Raw genomic sequence first — 17596 nt, 5'->3', positions numbered from 1 at the left:
CCGCGGCTCATTTCGCTCCGGATCCCTTGCGCGTCAGCTGCTCCACGCTGCCGCGGGCATCGCCATGCTCCGTCACCTTCCGCTCCCCGCTCAAGGAACCTTTATAAGCGGAGAAAGGGCGCCCATTGTGGCTGATCACTTCGTGCGCAAGCCCGCCCGGAATTAAAAGGATGTCTCCCGCTTCAATCGTGACCGGAAGGTCGTCGAAGTGGAACGTCATCACCCCGGAGACGGCGCCCCGAATCTCCGGCTCGTCGTGCGCATGACGGCTTCGCTCGAACCAGGGGGTCACGGTCTGGAGATCATAGACTTGATACCCAAACCGCTTCATCTCCTCGGCCACCGATTCCGCCGTCGGCTCTTCCTTCCGCCCCCACTTGATCACTCCCACCCCATTGGGAAAGGTTGCGACCTTCGCCTCTCGTGACATCTGCTCGCCCTCCTTATCGATTTCTGAATCGATTCATTCGGCCCAAAATAACGTTCTTTTATCGAAGAGTCAAGCAGGCATTCCCCGCATCGAGACAACCGGCGATTTCAAATCGTGAGAAACAGTATAAACAAAAGTCTCAAGCTTTTGGGTCCGCGCCTGGACGTCCCGCTCCAAATTCCGATTCGCGGCCAAGCGCTGATGATTTAGACGAACGAGTTGCCGATTGAGATTGACAACGATCGTTGCGATCCCTCCCAAAAGGAGGACGGTCTCGGCTATCCGAGCGGATGATCCGCCTTCTCTCTTTAGAAGGATTGTTTTCCATCTCCTCCTTCCCTTACGATGGGTAACTAAATGCACCTCACCTCTTTAAAAGGAGCGGCGATGAAAGCAACGGAGCTTTTAAAAGCGGATCATCGGAATGTGTTCGATCTGATGAATCAGCTCAGGGCGGCCGGCAAGCGGGACGCACTTCTCCTTCAGCGGATTTATGACAGCCTTAAAGTCCACACGCAGTGCGAAGAAGAGATCTTCTATCCCGCGATGCAGCCGATGAACCCCGACGAGATTCAGAGAGCGAGGACAGCGCACAATGAGATCGACGATCTTCTCGAGGAGTTGATGGCAATCCGGATTCAGAAAGGGATGGTTGTTTTTTTTGAAGTGTTGAATAACCTTGAGCAGAAGTTACGTCAGCACGTCGAAGAAGAGGAGGGGAAAATTTTTCCGGAGGCGGAGGAGCGGCTGAAGGGAAACCTTGAAGAGATGGGAAACCGGATTGAAGAGTACAAAATCGATCTGCGAACGACGAACTACGGCATGGCCGCCTAATCGCTTGAGGCAAGGGATCGAACCGCAGCGGGGACGATCTCCTCTCCCGACTAGGCGACGCCGTATTTTTTGAACCACGCCAACATCCGCTTCCAGCCGTCCTGGGCGGCCTCTTTACGATAGCTCGGACGGTAGTCGGCATTGAAGCCGTGCGGCGCGTCAGGATAGACGACGATCTCGGAAGGGCTGTTGGCTGTTTTGAGCGCCTGGCGCATCCGTTCGATCATTTCCATCGGGATGCCTGCATCGGCGCCGCCGTAGAGTCCGAGCACCGGCGCTTTGAGCTTCGTCGCGACGTCGATCGGATGCGCCGGCTGCAGCGCGCTTTTCTCCCCCGCCAAGCGTCCATACCAGGCGACGCCGGCTTTCAGCCGCGGGCTGTGCGCCGCATAGAGCCAGACGACCCGGCCTCCCCAACAAAAACCGGTGATCCCCAACCGTTTGAGATCTCCCCTCCCCGATTTTCCGGCCCAATCGGCCGCCGCATCGAGATCGGACAAGACCTGCATATCGGGAACTTTGGAGACCACCCTGCTGAAGATTTCTTGGGCGTCGGGCATCTTGGAGACATCCCCTTGCCGGGCATAGAGCTCGGGGGCGACGGCGAAATATCCCTCCTTCGCCAGACGGCGGCAGAGGTCTCTGATATGTTCATGAACCCCGAAAATCTCCTGGACGACGAGGACCACCGGAAAGGGGCCTCCCTTCTCCGGCATCGCCCGGTAGCCCGGCATCTCGCCGTCGGCCACCGCAATCTTCACCTCGCCGGCGGTCAGACCGCCCGTATCGGTCGTCAAGACTTCGCCGAAGACCGGCCGCACCGCCAGGGCAAAACCGGCGGCGAGCGCCGTGACGACAAACTCCCGGCGGGTCCATCGGCTTTTCGATGAAAGATCGCTGACCGCTTCGTCCCCCTTCCGCTCTCTGATGTCCATTCTCACCCCCGTCTCAAACAATGAAATCAGTCTACCTTGTCCGATTCAAAACTTGCAACCCTCTCTTTCGATCTTGCGTGGAGCGGTCTGGTTGACACCCTACGCTTGGGCCTGTATATTCGCTCGATGGACAAATTGAGAAAAGAAATATTCATCGGCTCGGTATTCTTTTTACTCTCACTGGTTCTTCTCAGCTGCGGCGGCGGGGGCGGCGGATCGACCGGATCCGGCGGGGTGGAGATCCAACAGCTGAAGGCGGAACCCTCCGTGGTCCGGCCGGGGGAGAGCGCCGCCTTAACCGTCGCGGCCACCGGAGGGGAGTTGACCTTCGCTTGGCAGGCCGACGCCGGCGCCTTGAGCGCCGCCGATAGCAACCCGATCACCTGGACCGCCCCGTCCACCGTCGGAAATGTTCTGATCCACGTGGCGGTCACCAACAAAGACGGCGCCAGGGCGACCGGCGTCGCGAGCGTTCTGGTCACGGTCAGCCCCACCGGCCCGGTCATCACCAGCGTCAATCCCGCCGAAGCAAAGACCGGAAGTGAAATTCATATTAACGGTGCGGGATTCGGGAGCGGTCCGGGGGGAAGCTTGTCGATCGGCGGGGCGACGGCGAGCAACATCGTGAGTTGGAGCGACACCGAGATCCGGGCGTTGGTCCCGGAGGGAGCGTCGACCGGGGCGGTTCAGGTCGTGATCGGCGGGGTGGAGAGCAGCCCCGGCGCGTTGGTTCTCTTGTGGACGAAGGAAAACCCGGAAAACGTCCCCCTCGCCACCGCTGCCAACGACCAGCTTTATCCTCAGATGGTCTCTGACGGATCGGCCGGCGCGATGATCGCCTGGGCCGATTTTCGCAACGGGGCGACCGCCGACATTTATGCACAACGGGTGGATGGCAGCGGCGCGCCCCAGTGGGCCGCCGACGGAATTCCAATTTCGACCGCCCCGAACAACCAATCTTTCCCCCAGCTCGTTTCGGACGGATCGGGGGGCGCAATCCTGGTCTGGGAGGACAATCGGAGCGGCAACTATAACATCTATGCGCAACGGATCAACCGGGACGGCGCCATACAATGGACGGCCAACGGGATCCCCATCTCCAGCGCGGCGAACGCCCAACAATCTCCCCAGCTGATCCCGGACGGCGCCGGCGGGGCGATCATCGTCTGGTTGGATTTCCGGAACGGGGCGACCTCCGACCTTTATGCGCAGCGGGTGAACGCGGCCGGCGTCGTGCAATGGGCGGCCGATGGGATTCCGGTCTCCACCGCGGCGAATGCACAACAGTTCCATCAGCTGATCGCCGACGGCGCCGGGGGGGCGATCGTCGTCTGGCAAGACCACCGGAGCGTCACCAATGCAGATGTCTATGCACAGCGAATCAACGGCGACGGCGCAGCCCAGTGGACCGCCGATGGCCTTCCGATCTCCGTCGCAGCGAATCATCAACAAAACCCTCGATTGGTCTCGGACGGCGCCGGGGGAGCGCTGATCGTCTGGCAGGACGGCCGGAGCGGAACCGACAAAATCTACGCACAGCGGGTCAATCCGGCCGGCGCCGTTCAATGGAGCGCCGACGGCATTCCGGTCTCCACCACGGCCCATGCACAGTCGGCCCCTCAAGTCGTTTCAGACGGCGCCGGCGGCGCCCTGATCACCTGGCAAGATGGAACCGATATCAACGCACAGCGGGTGAGCGGCGCCGGGGCGGCGCAGTGGGCTCCCGGCGGAGTCGTCCTCTCCGCCGCGGCCGATGCTCAATCGTTCCCGCGGATCGCCTCCGACGGCACCGGCGGCGCCATCGTCACCTGGAGCGACCGCCGGAGCGGCACCCACTATGATCTTTATATCCAACGGATCAACAGCGGCGGGACGGTCCAATGGACGGCCGACGGGGTCGCCCTCTCGACGGCGGCCAACGATCAATCTTCCGGCGCCGCCACCGCTCCGGCGCAGATCATTCCGGATGGATCGGGCGGCGCAATCGTCGCCTGGCAAGACAACCGGAACGGAACGTGGGACATCTACGCCCAAGGGATCAGCACGAGCGGGCGAGAATAATCCTCCCCGGTCAGGCGGGGTGCCGCTTGTGGATGGTGATCTGGTTCTGGTCGGGGTCTTCGATCACCGACATCCGGCAGACCGGCGTCTCGTAATTCTCTAAAATCAATTTGACCGAATTCCGCTTCAATCGCTGCATGAACCCTTCCAAATCGGCCACCTCGAATCCGACGACCGCCCCTTTCGCTCCGGGCGTCCGGCCGACCTCCATCGTGGTGATCGCAAAGGTGCTCTCCCCCAGATCGTACTCCACCCATTGATCCCCAAAGTTGGCCCCCTGTTTTAAACCGAGGACCTCTTCATAGAATTTTTTCGACCGGACCATGTCGGTGACCGGATACATGGTAAATGCAATCGATTGAATCATGCGCAGCTCCCCTCCCCTTTTTAACTACGATTGAAAAGCGAATTACAACTCGATCGCGCTGACCGATTCGGCGATTCGGGCCGGGCGATACGGATAGCGGTCGACATCCTCCCGCCGAGTGACACCGGTTAAGACGAGAATCGTCTCCAACCCGCTTTCGATTCCGGCGACCATGTCGGTGTCCATCCGATCTCCGACCATGACGGCATTCTCGGAATGTTCTTGAATCTGATGAAGCGCCGTCCGCATCATCAACGGGTTCGGCTTGCCGACGAAGTAGGCCTGGTGGCCGGTTGCCTTTTCGATCAATGCGACGAGCGCGCCGGTCGCCGGGACGATGCCGCTCTCCGACGGACCGGTCACGTCGGGATTCGTGGCGATCAGCCGCGCCCCGTTGTGAACCAGCCGGACCGCCTGCGTGATCCGCCGATGGTCGTAATAATCGGTGTCCCCCACCACCACGTAGTCGGGCTGAAGATCGGTGACAACGTATTCCACATCATGGAGCGCTTCCATCAATCCCGACTCGCCGATAACGAACGCCGTTCCCTTCGGCCGTTGGCTGTGGAGGAACCGCGCCGTCGCCAAGGCGGAGGTGTAGATATGCTCCGCGCTGACAGGGAGGCCGATCTTCTGCAAGCGGTGCTCCAGATCCTTCGGCGTCCGGAGCGAGTTGTTGGTGAGAACCAAAAACTTCCGCCCTTCCTCTTTGAGCCGCTGAATAAAGACGTCGGCGCCGGGGATCAGGTTCGGTCCCCGCACCAGGACCCCATCCATGTCGATGAGGAAGCTCTTCTTCGATGGCTTTTGCGTCGGTCTGTTCATACGCCGGATTATATCCGAATCGGCGGAGAGAGATAAATAGAGAAAAACGGAAGCGCGGCGTCACCCCACCGATCCGGATGGCGCGCTCTCCCCTAAAATCAACCAGGAATATTTCGTCATGCGCAATCGATACAGTGTATCTCGAAATAGTATCTGAATCGGCTCTCTTGCCTCCGCTTCAAATGATTCCCCTTTGTTTTCCCCGCCCAATCCAGAAATTGTCGCGCGGCATCACAGATGCATTGAGAGGCAGCGTCTGAATCAAGAACCGAACGAATCCGGAGGAAGAGAACGATGCGACCAGATCGATTCATCATCAGGGTATTCTTTTTTATCGGCCTTCTCGTCTCCTTGGCCGGAATGGAGCGGCCGGCGCTGTCCGCGCAGACGGAGAGTGCGATCTATGTCGCCGCGGAGAAAGGCCGGCTGACCGTCCGTGCAGCCGATGTCTCATTGGGAAGGCTCTTTGAGGAGATCGGACAGCAGATGGAGATCACCATTTACGGCGAACCGCGCCTCACGGCCGAACGGATCACGATCTCGCTGCGCGACCTCCCGATCGAGGAAGGGCTGCGGCGGATTCTCGCCAAACACGACTTCGCAGTTCTCTTCTCGAATACCGGCGGAGAAAACGGTCCGTCCCTTCATCGGCTGACGGAGGTCTGGATCTTTCCAGACCGCGGAGGGCCGACGACCGACCCGACGAGAAGGGACGAAGCGCTCGTCGCCCTCTCAATGACCGGAAACAATTCGAAGAAGAGCGCGCTCTCGATCGCAAATAAGGTAATCGAGAGTATGGGAAAACATTCAATGGAGAGTTCCGGACCGGCCCTGTTGGACCTGCTCCAAAGCCCCGACCGGAGCGTCCGGCTCGGAGCATTGGATGCTTTGAATAATTTGGGCTCCCTCGTCCCCTCAGATCAGGTGGTCCGTGCGGCGCTCAGACACGACGACCCGCAGACACGAATCGCCGTTCTGACCCTCGGATTTCCCGTCCCCCGGGAAGCGCTGATCGAACATGCGCTCTATGATCCTTCGGCGGCGGTGCGGCTAGAGGCGCTTCACGCGCTTGAAGGAGATGCAGAGGTCGAGAAAATCGCCGGTGAAGCGGTCCGAGACTCAGATCCAATGGTGCGCGAGACCGCCGATCGGATGCTCGAAGGATTGAAGGAGAAAACAAGCTTCCCCGCGGAGGAACCCGCAGCGGGGATGGACGCCCCGGAAACCGGGGGATAGGAAACGCCCGAAACAGAGAAGATGAAGGAGCCTTCATCTTAAACCCTACTTAGGATAATTAGGAGGAGATAAAAATGAATCAGAAAAATGTTCGACAGGTGATCTTCGTTCTTGCGCTCTTCGCACTTTCGTTGGTTTGGATCGGTGAATCGCAGGCCGGCTCGCTGACGCTCACGCTGGAACGTCAGACATTGACCAATGTGAGCGATGCGGCCGGTCTTTGGCAGCATGAAGGGGGAAAGGTTTTCCGCAGCGGCATCCAGGTCGGAAACTACGCCGCCACCCGTCGAGTAACGACCGGCGGCACCAACGCGCAGAATACGGCGATGTTCACGATGACGATCTTCATGCTCGGATCGGCGCCTCCCTCTAACATTACATTGGAAGGCTCCCACGACTTCAGCAGCGGAAGATATGTCGGGAGCGTCAGCGCCGCCTCCAACCTGAACAACTGGCTGATCGGCGCCGATTTCGTCGGAACGGCCGGCGCGAGCGGGACATTGACGATTCAGTGGACCGGGTCGAACGGACTGACCATTCGATAAGATAAACCAGAAGGATAAGGCGCTCGGCGTTGCCGGATCTGGGTGGCGCCTCGGATTTCGATAGAGCCGGGGCGCCATCGTCGCGTCAACCCTTCATGATCCGGAGTCAACGGAGGATGGCCCCCGAAACGCTGGAGTCTCTCTGAAATCCTCAGATCTGATAAACTTACCTCGCGAGCGAAGAACATCGGGATAGGTCAACACCGCCGGTCGAGCCAAAGAAGCCTTAGCGAGGTAAGAAACATGCTGGATGATCCAGGGGCGTTAATTCTCGGGTTGATTTTCAGCTCGATCGGATTCGGCTACTTCATTTATGGGAAGAAGCAAAGAAGGGTCGTCCCGCTGGTCACCGGCTTGGTGTTGATGCTCTTTCCCTATGTCATCTCGAATATGGTGCTGATCGTCCTCCTCGGTCTCATTCTCTGCGCCATCCCCTATTTCGTCCGGCTTTAAACTTTCTCTCCCCTCGGGACGATATCCGAACCCTCGACCGCTCTTGCAGAGCAGTCTCATCGGGACCCTACCCATTTTGATAATAAGCGGTGACATCAAGGGGCTACTCCTTTCGGAACAGTAGAAAAAGAGCGCTCAACCGACTATGATTAAGTTTCAGAATGCCAATGGATTAGATCATTATTGCAGGAAGGAAAATAATATGCCCTTTGAAGGACTCGGTCTCCATCCTCACCTTGTAAAAGCGATTCGGGAACTCGGATATACCCGCCCGACGCCGATCCAAACTGAGACGATTCCGGCCGCATTGGCGGGAAGAGATATCATCGGCGCAGCCCAGACCGGCACCGGTAAAACCGCCGCCTTTCTGATGCCGATCCTGCAGGAGCTGATCCTCTCCCCGCGAAAGGGAACGACCCGGGTCCTGGTCCTGACGCCGACACGGGAGCTCGCCGTTCAGGTCGCCGACCATCTCCGCCAGCTGGCGAAGTATGCGCCGGTTCGATCGATTGCCATCTATGGGGGGGTCCCGATGGGGCCGCAGACCAAAGCACTTCGCTCCGGCGTCGATGTCGTCATCGCCACCCCCGGCCGCCTCCTCGATCATGTTCGTCGCGGCGTCGCCAAGCTCGATCAGCTGGCGGTATTGGTCCTCGATGAAGCCGACCGGATGCTCGACATGGGCTTCCTTCCCGACATTCGAACGATCGTCAAAGCGCTCCCCAAGAACCGGCAGACAATGCTCTTCTCGGCGACGATGCCGAATGAGATCGTAAAGTTGTCGCAGGAGATGATGCGCGATCCGGTGAAGATCAACCTCGGCGGAGAGGAGAAAACCCCGGTCGGCATCCGCCACGCCGTTTATCCCGTCCCCCGGCATCTCAAAACGCAACTGCTCCTGACCCTCCTTCGAGAGACGGCGATGTCCTCCGTTCTCGTCTTCACCCGGACAAAACAGGGGGCGGACCGGCTGGCCGGCGTCTTGGAGAAAGAGGGATTTAAAACAGGCCGCCTGCATGCCAACCGGACGCAATCACAGCGCCTCGCCTCCCTCAATGCATTTCGGCTCGGCCAGCTCCAGGTCTTGGTGGCGACCGACATCGCCGCACGCGGCATCGATGTCGAAAAGATCTCGCATGTGATCAACTTTGATCTCCCCAACTCGCCGGAAACCTACATTCACCGCGTCGGCCGAACGGCCCGGGCCGAAGCGGTCGGCGACGCCTTCACCCTCGTCTCTCAGGAAGAAGAAAGACCGCTCCGGGTGATCGAAAAAAAGCTCGGGCCGGCGATCCCCCGGGTGAAGCTCCCCGATTTCAACTACCGCGCCGCTCCCGCGGCGAAAAACCGCGCCCCCGTCAAAACCGAAGAGATCCAGCGCCCTAAACGGGCCAGGCCTTTTGAAAAAAAGGAGCGTGAGGAAAGATGGAAACCGCGGGGCAAACGGCCGTTTTGGGAAGGCCAGCACCGCTCTGGGAAGAAATCCCATCCCACCTTCGGAAGTAAATAGATGCGGAACGACATCGAGAAGGTCCAACCCTCGGCTCGAGAATGACCCGGCCGAGGCCCACCCTCTATGGATCGGGCAACGCCTGGTACCACCCGTTCGCTTCGGCGAGCTTCAGCGGCGTATCGAAGAGCAGGATCAGCCGCTCTTGCGTCAGCACTGCTGCTTTCTTTCCATCGGCGATCACCCGGCCCCCTTTTAAGAGAATGATCCGCCCGACCTCAGGGGGGATTTCGTGCAGATGATGGGTGACGAGGAGGATCGTCTTCCCCTGCCGGATCACGCTTCGGACCAATTGCAGATAGTGAAAAGAAGCCCGCAGGTCGAGGCCGCTCGTCGGCTCATCCAGAACCAGCGTTCCCGGATCGTGCACGAGCGCCCGCCCCAGCAGAAAGCGCCGCTGCTCGCCGGTCGACATCTCAAAGAACCGTCGCTCCTGCAGCGCCGCGACCCCCACCGTCTCCATCACCTCTGCGGCGCGCTTCCGCTGTGCGTCGCTGAAGGTTTGATGGCCATAGAGACCGATACTGGAGTAAAAGCCGGAGAGGATCACGTCGACCCCCCGCGCGGAATCGAGATAATCGCGCTGCAGGTCGTGGGAGACGATGCCGAGCTGCGCCCGAAGCGCCCAGACATCCCACCGATCGAGACCGAAGAGCCGGACGGCGCTCCCCTCCCGGTCGACCGCCCGGATCTCTCCGGCGAGCAATTTGAGAAGGGTCGATTTTCCGGCGCCGTTGGGACCGAGGATGGCAGTCTGACAGCCGGCCGGAATGGTCAGGGAGAGGTCGTCAAATACTTGATTGGCTCCCTGATAGACGGTCGCTTTTTGGATGTCGATGATGTTCAAGACAGACCTTCGTCCGCGTCATCGTCTCGCACGATGAGGCTCACTTTCAGGCTGGATTCTATCGAATCGGTCGGGAGAGATGGAATGAAAAAGGATGCAGGCCGGCGGAGGATTTTTATTTTCCCCTCGTGAACTGATAAATGACCTGGGTCCCCCACGCCTCGGTATGATTGCACTGAAAACCGGCCTTCTCAAAAACAATCACAAATTCGGAGGCGCTGTAGTCATTCACCCAACCATGCACCCGGCGGTCGGTTTCGTTTTTTTCGAGGATCGCATACGATGCCACAATCCCGTCGACGCAGCCTGATAAGTGATCGATTAAGCGGGGGAGGTCATTGACATACTCCAGAACACCGCTGAAGACCGCCACATCGTGGCGCCGGAACGAAGGAAGCGTCCCGTTCAGATCACAAACGATGGTTCCGTCTCCTCGATCGACCAGGTCGCAAGGGGTATAGGCGCAGCGCTCCGGGAGGAACGCTTTGAGCGCCATTCTCCCCGCCCCAAACTCAAGAACCGACTGTCCCGGCTGGATCAGACCGGCGATCCGGCGCGTCCGCGCATCCCAATTCTGGAGCAGGCTCTCCTTCTTTCCCCATCGCTCATAATCCGACCGTCCCGCCGCTTTTCTGAAGGAGGTATTGATCCCTTGTTTCAAGGCATAAAGCTCCATTCGGATTTTGTTGATCAGCGTCGTCAGCATTCCTTGTCTCCGGGTCGTCTCTCGGTCCGATTGAATTATACTGGATCTCTGCAGATTGATAAACAGAAAAAGCGAACGATGAACAAGGAATCGGCCTGGGTAATTTAAAGTAATGTCCCTCCCTTCCTTTTCCTCAAATTGGGATGAGAGGAGATCACTCCACGATCACTTCAATCCCATCGAAAGAGACCGCGCCGGCCGTCACCTGATCGCCGCTGAGGTCGATCGCTACCAGTTTCAGCAGTATCTTCTCGTCTTTTGAATTCAACCGATCGGTTCTTCGAAGCGCCTGGGTCAGGTCGATCTCCACATCCATCCGCGCTTCCATCGACGCCGACGGCTCCGGTGAATTGGGATGAGTATGGTCCGCATGATCGTGGCCGTGATCGGCATGCGCGTCCGTATGCCCAAGTTGGGCGCATTCCTGACAGCGGTCCGCCGACGGGCCCGGCTGCATCCCCTCTCCATGACCGAGGAACCCGACCGCGCCGGCGAACGCGGGATTGCCGGCGGTCTTTGTTCCACCGGTCGCCTCCGGCTGATTGAGGAAAGCCCGGATCTCCATCGGGCGCTTCTGCATCTGCGTGCTCTTGATCAGCAGGCGCGCCGACGTCATCTGCTCCCGGATGAGCCAAGGCCATTCGATGGCGACCACCTCCCAAATCCAGATCGGCGGAAGGAGCAGACAGAACCGGCGATACTGATAGCCGAGCGCCGTCGTCGATTCGACATCGGAGCCGGTCTGCCATTGAATGCTGAAGGGACGGTTGAACGGCTCGAGCGCGAACGTCGCCTCGGAGGCCGGCAACGCGCCGGGATGGCTTGCCTGCCACTGCGCCCAAAGCCGGTCGACGTTCGCATGGTGCAGATAGAAGATCGGGTCATACGACGCCGTCGGCACCGACCCCATGTCGCCGCCGGTGCGGACATGCACCGAGCCGTGGACGCCGTTGATCTGATTTTGGAAAGAGGTAAAGGTCGCCGCCGACAGCGCCGTCTGGGCTGTGGTCGCCAGATCATCATAGGCGGTGGTATCGATATCGGCGCGGCGTGTGGTCTGCCCCCCTGCCGCCCGCGGTCCGCTGTAAAGCGGGTTGGCGACCGTCGCGCCCGAACGGTTTACGTAAGTCGGATGCCGGCATGGTTCCGGCACCCCGGTCGTCGGTCCCGACGACCAGTCCCAGAACGGCACCGTAACATCGCAGCGAATCGTTCGCAATGCCTCTTCGAACGCCATCAAATAGGCGCGGTGCCAGGTAAAAAACCCCGGCGCGCCATGGCGGCAATAAGAGGTGGGTGGACCGCCGTGAAAGCCGGCGATCTTGGCGAAGCTGTTTGGATTGCTCGCCGGCAAGGCATACATTCCGGCAAGGGCCTCCCGCAGGTCGTGCAGTTCGTCGGTGCTGAGACAGGCGATATTTTTTCGATAATGCATCGGTTTCTCCTTCTATTGAGGCTCGATTGCTTGCGGCATTCGCTGATCGATCTTTAACTAAGCAACGAAGATGCCAATTCACCCCTCGACGAAACAAGCGACACCTTCTTCTATTTTGAAAACAGAAGGGGTGAAACGGCGGTGGAGCGTCTTGAGAAGGATACAGGTGTATCCACCTTGAGCCGATTCGGCCTGATACTTTCCCCCTGACGCGATCGTTTCGAGCGAGACGAATCGGAACAAAAACCGGAATTGCCGCGCGCCGTCGGCACGACGCAGAAAGAAATCAGCGGAGGCGCGCTCCGTCCGCGTTGCGCAGGGACAATTTTGGACATGCCGAGGGGAGATACCCGACCTGGTCTTCTTTTTGCTTTTTACTTTTGATAACGATCAAAGAGCTGAGAGAAATCCGAATAAACCGTTCCTTACCTGGAGGATTCCGATGCACGCCTTTCCGGTTGCAATCCGAGCGAATCGAGATCCGGGCCGTCCCCGGCCCAAATCAATTCCACCTGAAGAGAATAAAGAAGACACGGTCGATGCGCCGATGCCGGAGCGGGCACAGCCCGGAATCATTCTCCTGAATGGTGAAGGAGAAATCCTCTATCTAAACCGGGAGGCCCGAGCGACGATCGACACGCGCGCCGGGAAAAACCCAACCGCTTCCGCTTCAAACAACGATTCATTTGATCGGGTCGTTTTTGAGCTCTACAACCTTTTTAAGCGAAAGGGAGCGGCCTCTTTCAGAAGGCCAGAGAGATCGGATCAACTGAAAGCACGGGTCTATCATCACGACGGCGCCGTTTACCTCTTCCGTCTCACCCTGCTGCAGCCGCAAGGGAACGTTCCGGGTGCAACGCAACTTTTGATTCTGATCGATCGCATTCAACAAACCCCCTCTTCGAGATCGGATGACGCGCCGATTCAACTGACCCCACGTGAGAAGAATGTGGTTCAGCTCTTATCGAAGGGAATGACGAACAAAGAGGTGGCGAACTGCATGCGCATTGCCGAGTACACGGTGAAAGGCCATATCAAGCAGATCATGAAGAAGTTCCATGTCACTACCCGATCCGGTATTGTGGCGAAAAGCTTCTCCAATCGTCCTCCTCTGAATTCGGTAAATAGAGAAGGAGCGTTGAACTTTTGAACCGGTGAATCAGATCGCTTGAACAAAACGAAAACAGCCTTCTTCTCTCTTTTGCCCCTGTATCCGAAGGTCGTATTGAAAGAGATACGCCGACCCTTCCCTTGATCTCCGTCCTTCTCACACTGGTCTCCTAAGCCTTTGAAATGCCCCCTTCTCTCCCGCGAATAAAAGATGGTCCTCTCATTGCATCTGACCAGGCCGCACACAGGGATTGTGCCCATCGCGGTCTTGCGGTGGGATGTAAAGGGACCGGTTCCTTTATATTGCCGGAGTTCACAGCCAATCAGGAGGATGACCATGGCCACCACAAAAGAAAAAAAAGAGCAGACACCCGATCGTCGCCCCATCGGCGCGATCCAAGCAAAACGCCTCGCCTCGCTCACGGGGATCAATGAGAAGGAACTCGTCGGAAAACCGATCGCGGAGCTCGCCGAAAAACTGAAATGGCAGATCGATCCCGAGCTTTTCTTCTTTCGTCGGATCTGCGGAAAGGTCGTGAAGAAAGACCCGATGACCGGGGTGGAGTACCCGGTCCCCTTCGCGACCGTTCATGTGGAAGACACCGACTGCAGCTTCATCGGCCTCTTCCCGGTAAAATCGCCCTGGAGCTGGTTCTTTCCCCTCTTCTGCCGCCGCGAAGAGATCGCCTCGGTCGTCACCGACGCCTGCGGTCATTTCTGCGTCTTCGTACCCCGCTGGGAGATCGACTGGATCTTGCGCTTCCGAAGAGAGCGCTTCTGCTTCCCCGACCTCTTCGTCAAGCCGTCGATCAAAGATCTGTTGGACGAGCTGACGCAGACGCCGATTCCCCATCCTCCCCACCCGGAGCCCGACCCGCTCCCGCTCCTCGCCGACGGGGGGATGACCCTCCGGCGTGCCGAGGAGTTGATCGGCCGAGACCTGGCCGGCAAATTGGCGGCGATCCAAATGGGGGCCGCCGTCGGGGCGAGCACCGCACCCCTTTCAGACCTGCTCGAAAGCAACGCCTTCTCACAGCCGGTCCCCCCGCCGCTCCCTGCGGAATTGAAACGTCTCGAAGGGGCACAACGCCCCGACGCCGGGGAAATGGAGGGCAAGACAATGGAAGCGGCACGGAGCGCGCTGGCGACGCGGCTCAACCTCGATCAGCGGCAGCTGGAGGGATTTACCTTCAACCGATTCATCGGCCCTTTCCGCCGCTGTTTCGATCTGCTGATTCCCGAATGGGTTCCGATTCTTGACATCCCCGACATCACTTTCAGGGTGACCCAAGACGTCGACGGCGACGGCGATGAAGAGGTGATCTACTCGGAGGGCTTCTTCGATGTCCGTTGGAACGCCGGCCCGATTCCCGACGTCACGTTGCAGGCGTCTCAGATTGCAGTGGCGGGGGTGGTTTGCGACACGCCGGAGGTCCCCTGTGAGGAGACGCCGGCGCTCCTCTTCGCAGGGCTGATGCCGCTGGTCAACCCGCCCGGCCCGGCCGATCCGTATCATGACGCCGTCACCGGGTATGCCCGGCGCGTCAACCGGCCGCATCCCTCCGGCAACCTCGTCGATCCGCTGCCGAATCCGTTGGCCGAGGCCCCTTATACGCACACGCTGCAGCTCTATGGCTGCAACCATGCGCCGGGTGCGGTCTATTATCGGCTTCGGTATTCCTTCAATGGTGGGGCGACCGTTCCCTTCACCGGCCTGACCTGGCCGCTCCATCGGGTCGTCGGCGGAAGCCTGCAGACCCTCTGGCCGACGCCGGATGCCAACGGCTGGTATCCGATTCTCCCCGATGCCGACGGTTGGTTTCCGGCGCACCTCCTTTTGAACTGGCCGACCGATTCATTTCAGAATGGACTCTACAAGGTGGAGGTGCAGCTCGGGAACGGCGGTAAAGCGGTGATCAACACCTCGGCGCCGGTCGCTTTCCGGATCGACAACACCGCGCCGCAACCGGTGCAATTTACGGAGTTGCGCTGGCGCGTGGCGGGCGGGGTTTGGAGCCCGCCGATGGAGCTGATCTGTCCGGTCGTTACCCGGCCGATCATGGGTGGTCAGCCGGCCGACATTGAGTTCATGGTCAGCTATCAAGCGACGGCGGTGCACCTTCGGTCGGTGTCGCTCAGCGGCGGCGGCTGCGGGGGAGGGAATCCGTCTCTCATCTCTCCTCTCAATACCGCACAGCACTGGCACACCAATCCGGCGGACAACAGCGTGATCAACACCGCTGTGTTTGCCCTTTCCGGCGCGATGCCCCAAGGAGCTTACAGCTTCAATCTCTTTGCGGCGAGTCGCGCGTTTAATCCCGCCGGCGGCGATGGCGGGTTCGAGGCCGACTGGAACTACGATCCGATCTACAACTACGTCTTCCCGACCCTGCCGGTCGCGGTGGTCAACGCGTAACAGGAACGAAGGGAACCGAAATAAGAAGCGCCCCGTCTTTTCGGACGGGGCGCTTTCATTTCCAACGGCTTATTTATTCTGCCTGAGCTACTTTGCCGTTCCCGGCGCGGCGGTCTGCGCATCGTGCTTCTGGCGGTGAATCCGCTTGCTCATGTGGTTCGCCTCTTTATTCAGCTTCTTCCGCTCCTCCGGCGTCACCTTGCCGTCGGCCTTGGCTTGCGCCTCATTTTTCTTCAGCCGCTTCTCGCCCCGCTCCATCCGCTTTGATTCCTTCGGGGTGAGCTGACCCGATTTCTCCCCCTGCTCAATCCGCTTCTCCTGATTCGCCTCCCGCTTGTCGAGCCCCGGCGTCTGATTGTTCTCCGCATAGGCTGCCGCTGAGAATGCCAGAACCAGCGCCGATGGAACGAGCCACTTTGAAAAGGTATTCATTCGCTCCTCCTCCTGGGTGTGTAATGCGGGGGAAAGTATACCAAGTTCTTGGAAGAGGGCAATAATGTAATCACGGGGGATTATACCGAAATTCCGGAAAGAGATAAACAGAAGAAATAACCGCTTGTTCGAATCGACCGTCCGCAAGAACCGGGAAGGTCGGGCCGGTCTTAATCAGAATCTCCGGAGGTATCGAGGCGGGGGAGCCGCACCAGGGTATCGAGCAGGTGCTCGATCGCTGCGGTTGGGTTCTTGCACTGGCCGCTGTGGACCGGGGACATTTGGATGATCGTGCTTCGGGGCGCCACCAGCCAGTCGAAGCGCTCCCGCGGCGACAGCCGGCCGATCTCTCCCGCCCCTTCTCCTCCCTTGCAAAGGACGGGGATCGTCGCGAGATGGGTGCGGACCACCTCCAGGTCGATCGCGGGGTCAAGCGCCTTCAGCCGCGGCTCATCGAGCTCGATCCGCGCTTCGAGGTAGTCCCTTGCTCGGCACGAGACGATCACCCCGACATTGAGGAACTCGCCCCGGTCGACCCTCGGGACGACCCGTATGATCGCATAATCATACGTTGCGTGATCTTGCATCGATCGCCTCCTCCAGAAAAGCGCGCGGCGGCTTCAGCCGGTTCAACAAATAACTTCGATACGCCTCCCGATGTGCATCGACCCCGCTGAATGCCGTCTCTCCTTCAAGCCAAGCATCGGGAACCCCTTTAATGATTCGATCGATCACCTCCGGCGTCAGCCGCTCGGAGAGCATCGCATCGGCCTCGCGGAGCGCGCCGGCGGCCTTCAATAGGACGTGATCCTTGATCATCGGAAAGGCCGTCCGGCTCCGCTCCAACACATTTTTCCAGTCGTGGTGAAAATAGAGGGATGCGCCATGATCGATCAGCCAGAGCCGCCGGTGCCACATCAGCATATTGGTATTCCGCGGCGTCCGATCAATATTTGTGACATACGCATCGAACCAGACGACGGACGAAGCAAGCGTCGAATCGACCCTCTCCGCCACCGGATCAAACGTCACCGAGCCGGGGAGATAGTCGAGCCCCACGTTCAGACCGGCGCTCGCTTTAATGAGTGCTTGGATCTCCGGATCGGGCTCGGTCCGGGCCAGCTCCGGATCGAGCGCGATGAAGACGATCTCGGGCACCGGCAGCCCGGCGGCCCGGGCGAGCTCCCCCGCCACCAGCTCCGCAATCAGCGCCTTCGGCCCCTGCCCCGCCCCGCGGAACTTGAGGACATACATCCCCTCATCATCGGCCTCGACAATGGCGGGCAGCGATCCCCCCTCGCGCAGCGGGGTGACATATCGGGTGGCTGTAACGGTTCGGATCTTCATTCTTTGCCGGGGTTCCGCTGCAAAAGACATTATTTTAAGTTACGGGGGCATTTCAGATCTCGCGGGATATCATATTGGAAGGGAGCTGATTTGTAAAGGCGGGCGAT

The 17596-nt window shown here is 59.3% G+C and carries 17 protein-coding genes and 1 pseudogene; 8 read left to right on the top strand and 10 right to left on the bottom strand.

The genetic code is table 11. From position 1 onward, the window contains the following. Positions 1 to 7: 7 nt before the first annotated feature. Entirely contained in the window at positions 8 to 430 is a 423-nt protein-coding gene (locus HY282_02530; GenBank protein ID MBI3802620.1) for a cupin domain-containing protein, read from the bottom strand. Between the two features lie 387 nt (positions 431 to 817). Between HY282_02530 and HY282_02525 the strand changes: the two genes are divergently transcribed. Beyond that, a complete protein-coding gene (locus HY282_02525) occupies positions 818 to 1264 on the top strand; it encodes a hemerythrin domain-containing protein (protein MBI3802619.1) in 447 nt (148 codons plus the stop codon). A gap of 50 nt (positions 1265 to 1314) precedes the next feature. Here HY282_02525 and HY282_02520 read toward each other — a convergent pair whose 3' ends face one another. Beyond that, positions 1315 to 2199, bottom strand: a complete 885-nt coding sequence (locus tag HY282_02520; protein ID MBI3802618.1) for a dienelactone hydrolase family protein — start codon at positions 2197 to 2199, stop codon at positions 1315 to 1317. Between the two features lie 135 nt (positions 2200 to 2334). On the opposite strand from HY282_02520, the gene HY282_02515 reads away from it, so the two are divergent. Next, the gene (locus HY282_02515; GenBank protein ID MBI3802617.1) at positions 2335 to 4260 is read left to right on the top strand and encodes an IPT/TIG domain-containing protein; all 1926 of its coding nucleotides are present in this window, start codon (positions 2335 to 2337) and stop codon (positions 4258 to 4260) included. Between the two features lie 10 nt (positions 4261 to 4270). Here the strand turns inward: HY282_02515 and HY282_02510 are convergent, their stop codons facing one another. Beyond that, positions 4271 to 4627: a VOC family protein gene (locus tag HY282_02510; GenBank protein ID MBI3802616.1), complete on the bottom strand. Its 357-nt coding sequence runs from the start codon at positions 4625 to 4627 to the stop codon at positions 4271 to 4273. Between the two features lie 42 nt (positions 4628 to 4669). Next, positions 4670 to 5452 carry an HAD family hydrolase gene (locus HY282_02505; protein MBI3802615.1) on the bottom strand — a complete coding sequence of 261 codons (783 nt, stop codon included), beginning with the start codon at positions 5450 to 5452 and terminating at the stop codon, positions 4670 to 4672. Positions 5453 to 5746: 294 nt separating this feature from the next. On the opposite strand from HY282_02505, the gene HY282_02500 reads away from it, so the two are divergent. The 4 genes and pseudogenes from HY282_02500 to HY282_02485 all read left to right on the top strand — a co-directional run bounded on the left by HY282_02500 (position 5747) and on the right by HY282_02485 (position 9196). Further along, entirely contained in the window at positions 5747 to 6688 is a 942-nt protein-coding gene (locus tag HY282_02500; GenBank protein MBI3802614.1) for a hypothetical protein, read from the top strand. A 164-nt stretch (positions 6689 to 6852) separates the two neighbouring features. Further along, positions 6853 to 7131 (top strand): annotated as a pseudogene (locus HY282_02495) (hypothetical protein). Positions 7132 to 7476: 345 nt separating this feature from the next. Then, positions 7477 to 7686 carry an amino acid transport protein gene (locus HY282_02490; GenBank protein MBI3802613.1) on the top strand — a complete coding sequence of 70 codons (210 nt, stop codon included), beginning with the start codon at positions 7477 to 7479 and terminating at the stop codon, positions 7684 to 7686. Positions 7687 to 7888: 202 nt separating this feature from the next. Next, a complete protein-coding gene (locus HY282_02485) occupies positions 7889 to 9196 on the top strand; it encodes a DEAD/DEAH box helicase (GenBank protein ID MBI3802612.1) in 1308 nt (435 codons plus the stop codon). 64 nt (positions 9197 to 9260) lie between these two features. Here the strand turns inward: HY282_02485 and HY282_02480 are convergent, their stop codons facing one another. The 3 genes from HY282_02480 to HY282_02470 all read right to left on the bottom strand — a co-directional run bounded on the left by HY282_02480 (position 9261) and on the right by HY282_02470 (position 12184). Next, positions 9261 to 10043 carry an ATP-binding cassette domain-containing protein gene (locus tag HY282_02480; protein MBI3802611.1) on the bottom strand — a complete coding sequence of 261 codons (783 nt, stop codon included), beginning with the start codon at positions 10041 to 10043 and terminating at the stop codon, positions 9261 to 9263. Positions 10044 to 10158: 115 nt separating this feature from the next. Beyond that, positions 10159 to 10749 (bottom strand): class I SAM-dependent methyltransferase, encoded by a 591-nt coding sequence (locus HY282_02475; protein ID MBI3802610.1) that lies wholly within the window; start codon positions 10747 to 10749, stop codon positions 10159 to 10161. Positions 10750 to 10903: 154 nt separating this feature from the next. Next, on the bottom strand, positions 10904 to 12184 hold the full coding sequence (locus HY282_02470) for a tyrosinase family protein (protein MBI3802609.1): 1281 nt from the start codon (positions 12182 to 12184) through the stop codon (positions 10904 to 10906). Positions 12185 to 12626: 442 nt separating this feature from the next. Between HY282_02470 and HY282_02465 the strand changes: the two genes are divergently transcribed. Together HY282_02465 and HY282_02460 are read left to right on the top strand one after the other, a co-directional pair. After that, complete coding sequence (locus HY282_02465) at positions 12627 to 13334, top strand: helix-turn-helix transcriptional regulator (GenBank protein ID MBI3802608.1); 708 nt, start codon at positions 12627 to 12629, stop codon at positions 13332 to 13334. Positions 13335 to 13631: 297 nt separating this feature from the next. Beyond that, positions 13632 to 15710 carry a hypothetical protein gene (locus tag HY282_02460; GenBank protein MBI3802607.1) on the top strand — a complete coding sequence of 693 codons (2079 nt, stop codon included), beginning with the start codon at positions 13632 to 13634 and terminating at the stop codon, positions 15708 to 15710. An 87-nt stretch (positions 15711 to 15797) separates the two neighbouring features. Here HY282_02460 and HY282_02455 read toward each other — a convergent pair whose 3' ends face one another. The 3 genes from HY282_02455 to HY282_02445 all read right to left on the bottom strand — a co-directional run bounded on the left by HY282_02455 (position 15798) and on the right by HY282_02445 (position 17483). Beyond that, positions 15798 to 16142, bottom strand: coding sequence for a hypothetical protein (locus HY282_02455; protein ID MBI3802606.1), 345 nt, complete (start codon positions 16140 to 16142; stop codon positions 15798 to 15800). Positions 16143 to 16312: 170 nt separating this feature from the next. After that, a complete protein-coding gene (locus HY282_02450) occupies positions 16313 to 16729 on the bottom strand; it encodes a DUF3037 domain-containing protein (protein MBI3802605.1) in 417 nt (138 codons plus the stop codon). Further along, positions 16707 to 17483: an aminotransferase class I and II gene (locus HY282_02445; GenBank protein MBI3802604.1), complete on the bottom strand. Its 777-nt coding sequence runs from the start codon at positions 17481 to 17483 to the stop codon at positions 16707 to 16709. The genes HY282_02450 and HY282_02445 overlap by 23 nt, the downstream gene beginning before the upstream one ends. Positions 17484 to 17596 lie beyond the last annotated feature (113 nt).

Source organism: Candidatus Manganitrophaceae bacterium, from assembly GCA_016200325.1.
In the GTDB taxonomy this organism is placed as follows: domain Bacteria; phylum Nitrospirota; class Nitrospiria; order SBBL01; family Manganitrophaceae; genus Manganitrophus.
The sequence above is the reverse complement of the archived record's forward strand: the minus strand, read 5'-3'. Positions and strand labels throughout refer to the sequence as shown.

Bases quoted from the DNA above. Each gene is read 5' to 3' on its own strand.
- HY282_02530 (MBI3802620.1), bottom strand. From the start codon at position 430: ATGTCACGAGAGGCGAAGGTCGCAACCTTTCCCAATGGGGTGGGAGTG.
- HY282_02525 (MBI3802619.1), top strand. From the start codon at position 818: ATGAAAGCAACGGAGCTTTTAAAAGCGGATCATCGGAATGTGTTCGAT.
- HY282_02520 (MBI3802618.1), bottom strand. From the start codon at position 2,199: ATGGACATCAGAGAGCGGAAGGGGGACGAAGCGGTCAGCGATCTTTCA.
- HY282_02510 (MBI3802616.1), bottom strand. From the start codon at position 4,627: ATGATTCAATCGATTGCATTTACCATGTATCCGGTCACCGACATGGTC.
- HY282_02505 (MBI3802615.1), bottom strand. From the start codon at position 5,452: ATGAACAGACCGACGCAAAAGCCATCGAAGAAGAGCTTCCTCATCGAC.
- HY282_02500 (MBI3802614.1), top strand. From the start codon at position 5,747: ATGCGACCAGATCGATTCATCATCAGGGTATTCTTTTTTATCGGCCTT.
- HY282_02490 (MBI3802613.1), top strand. From the start codon at position 7,477: ATGCTGGATGATCCAGGGGCGTTAATTCTCGGGTTGATTTTCAGCTCG.
- HY282_02485 (MBI3802612.1), top strand. From the start codon at position 7,889: ATGCCCTTTGAAGGACTCGGTCTCCATCCTCACCTTGTAAAAGCGATT.
- HY282_02475 (MBI3802610.1), bottom strand. From the start codon at position 10,749: ATGCTGACGACGCTGATCAACAAAATCCGAATGGAGCTTTATGCCTTG.
- HY282_02470 (MBI3802609.1), bottom strand. From the start codon at position 12,184: ATGCATTATCGAAAAAATATCGCCTGTCTCAGCACCGACGAACTGCAC.
- HY282_02465 (MBI3802608.1), top strand. From the start codon at position 12,627: ATGCACGCCTTTCCGGTTGCAATCCGAGCGAATCGAGATCCGGGCCGT.
- HY282_02460 (MBI3802607.1), top strand. From the start codon at position 13,632: ATGGCCACCACAAAAGAAAAAAAAGAGCAGACACCCGATCGTCGCCCC.
- HY282_02455 (MBI3802606.1), bottom strand. From the start codon at position 16,142: ATGAATACCTTTTCAAAGTGGCTCGTTCCATCGGCGCTGGTTCTGGCA.
- HY282_02450 (MBI3802605.1), bottom strand. From the start codon at position 16,729: ATGCAAGATCACGCAACGTATGATTATGCGATCATACGGGTCGTCCCG.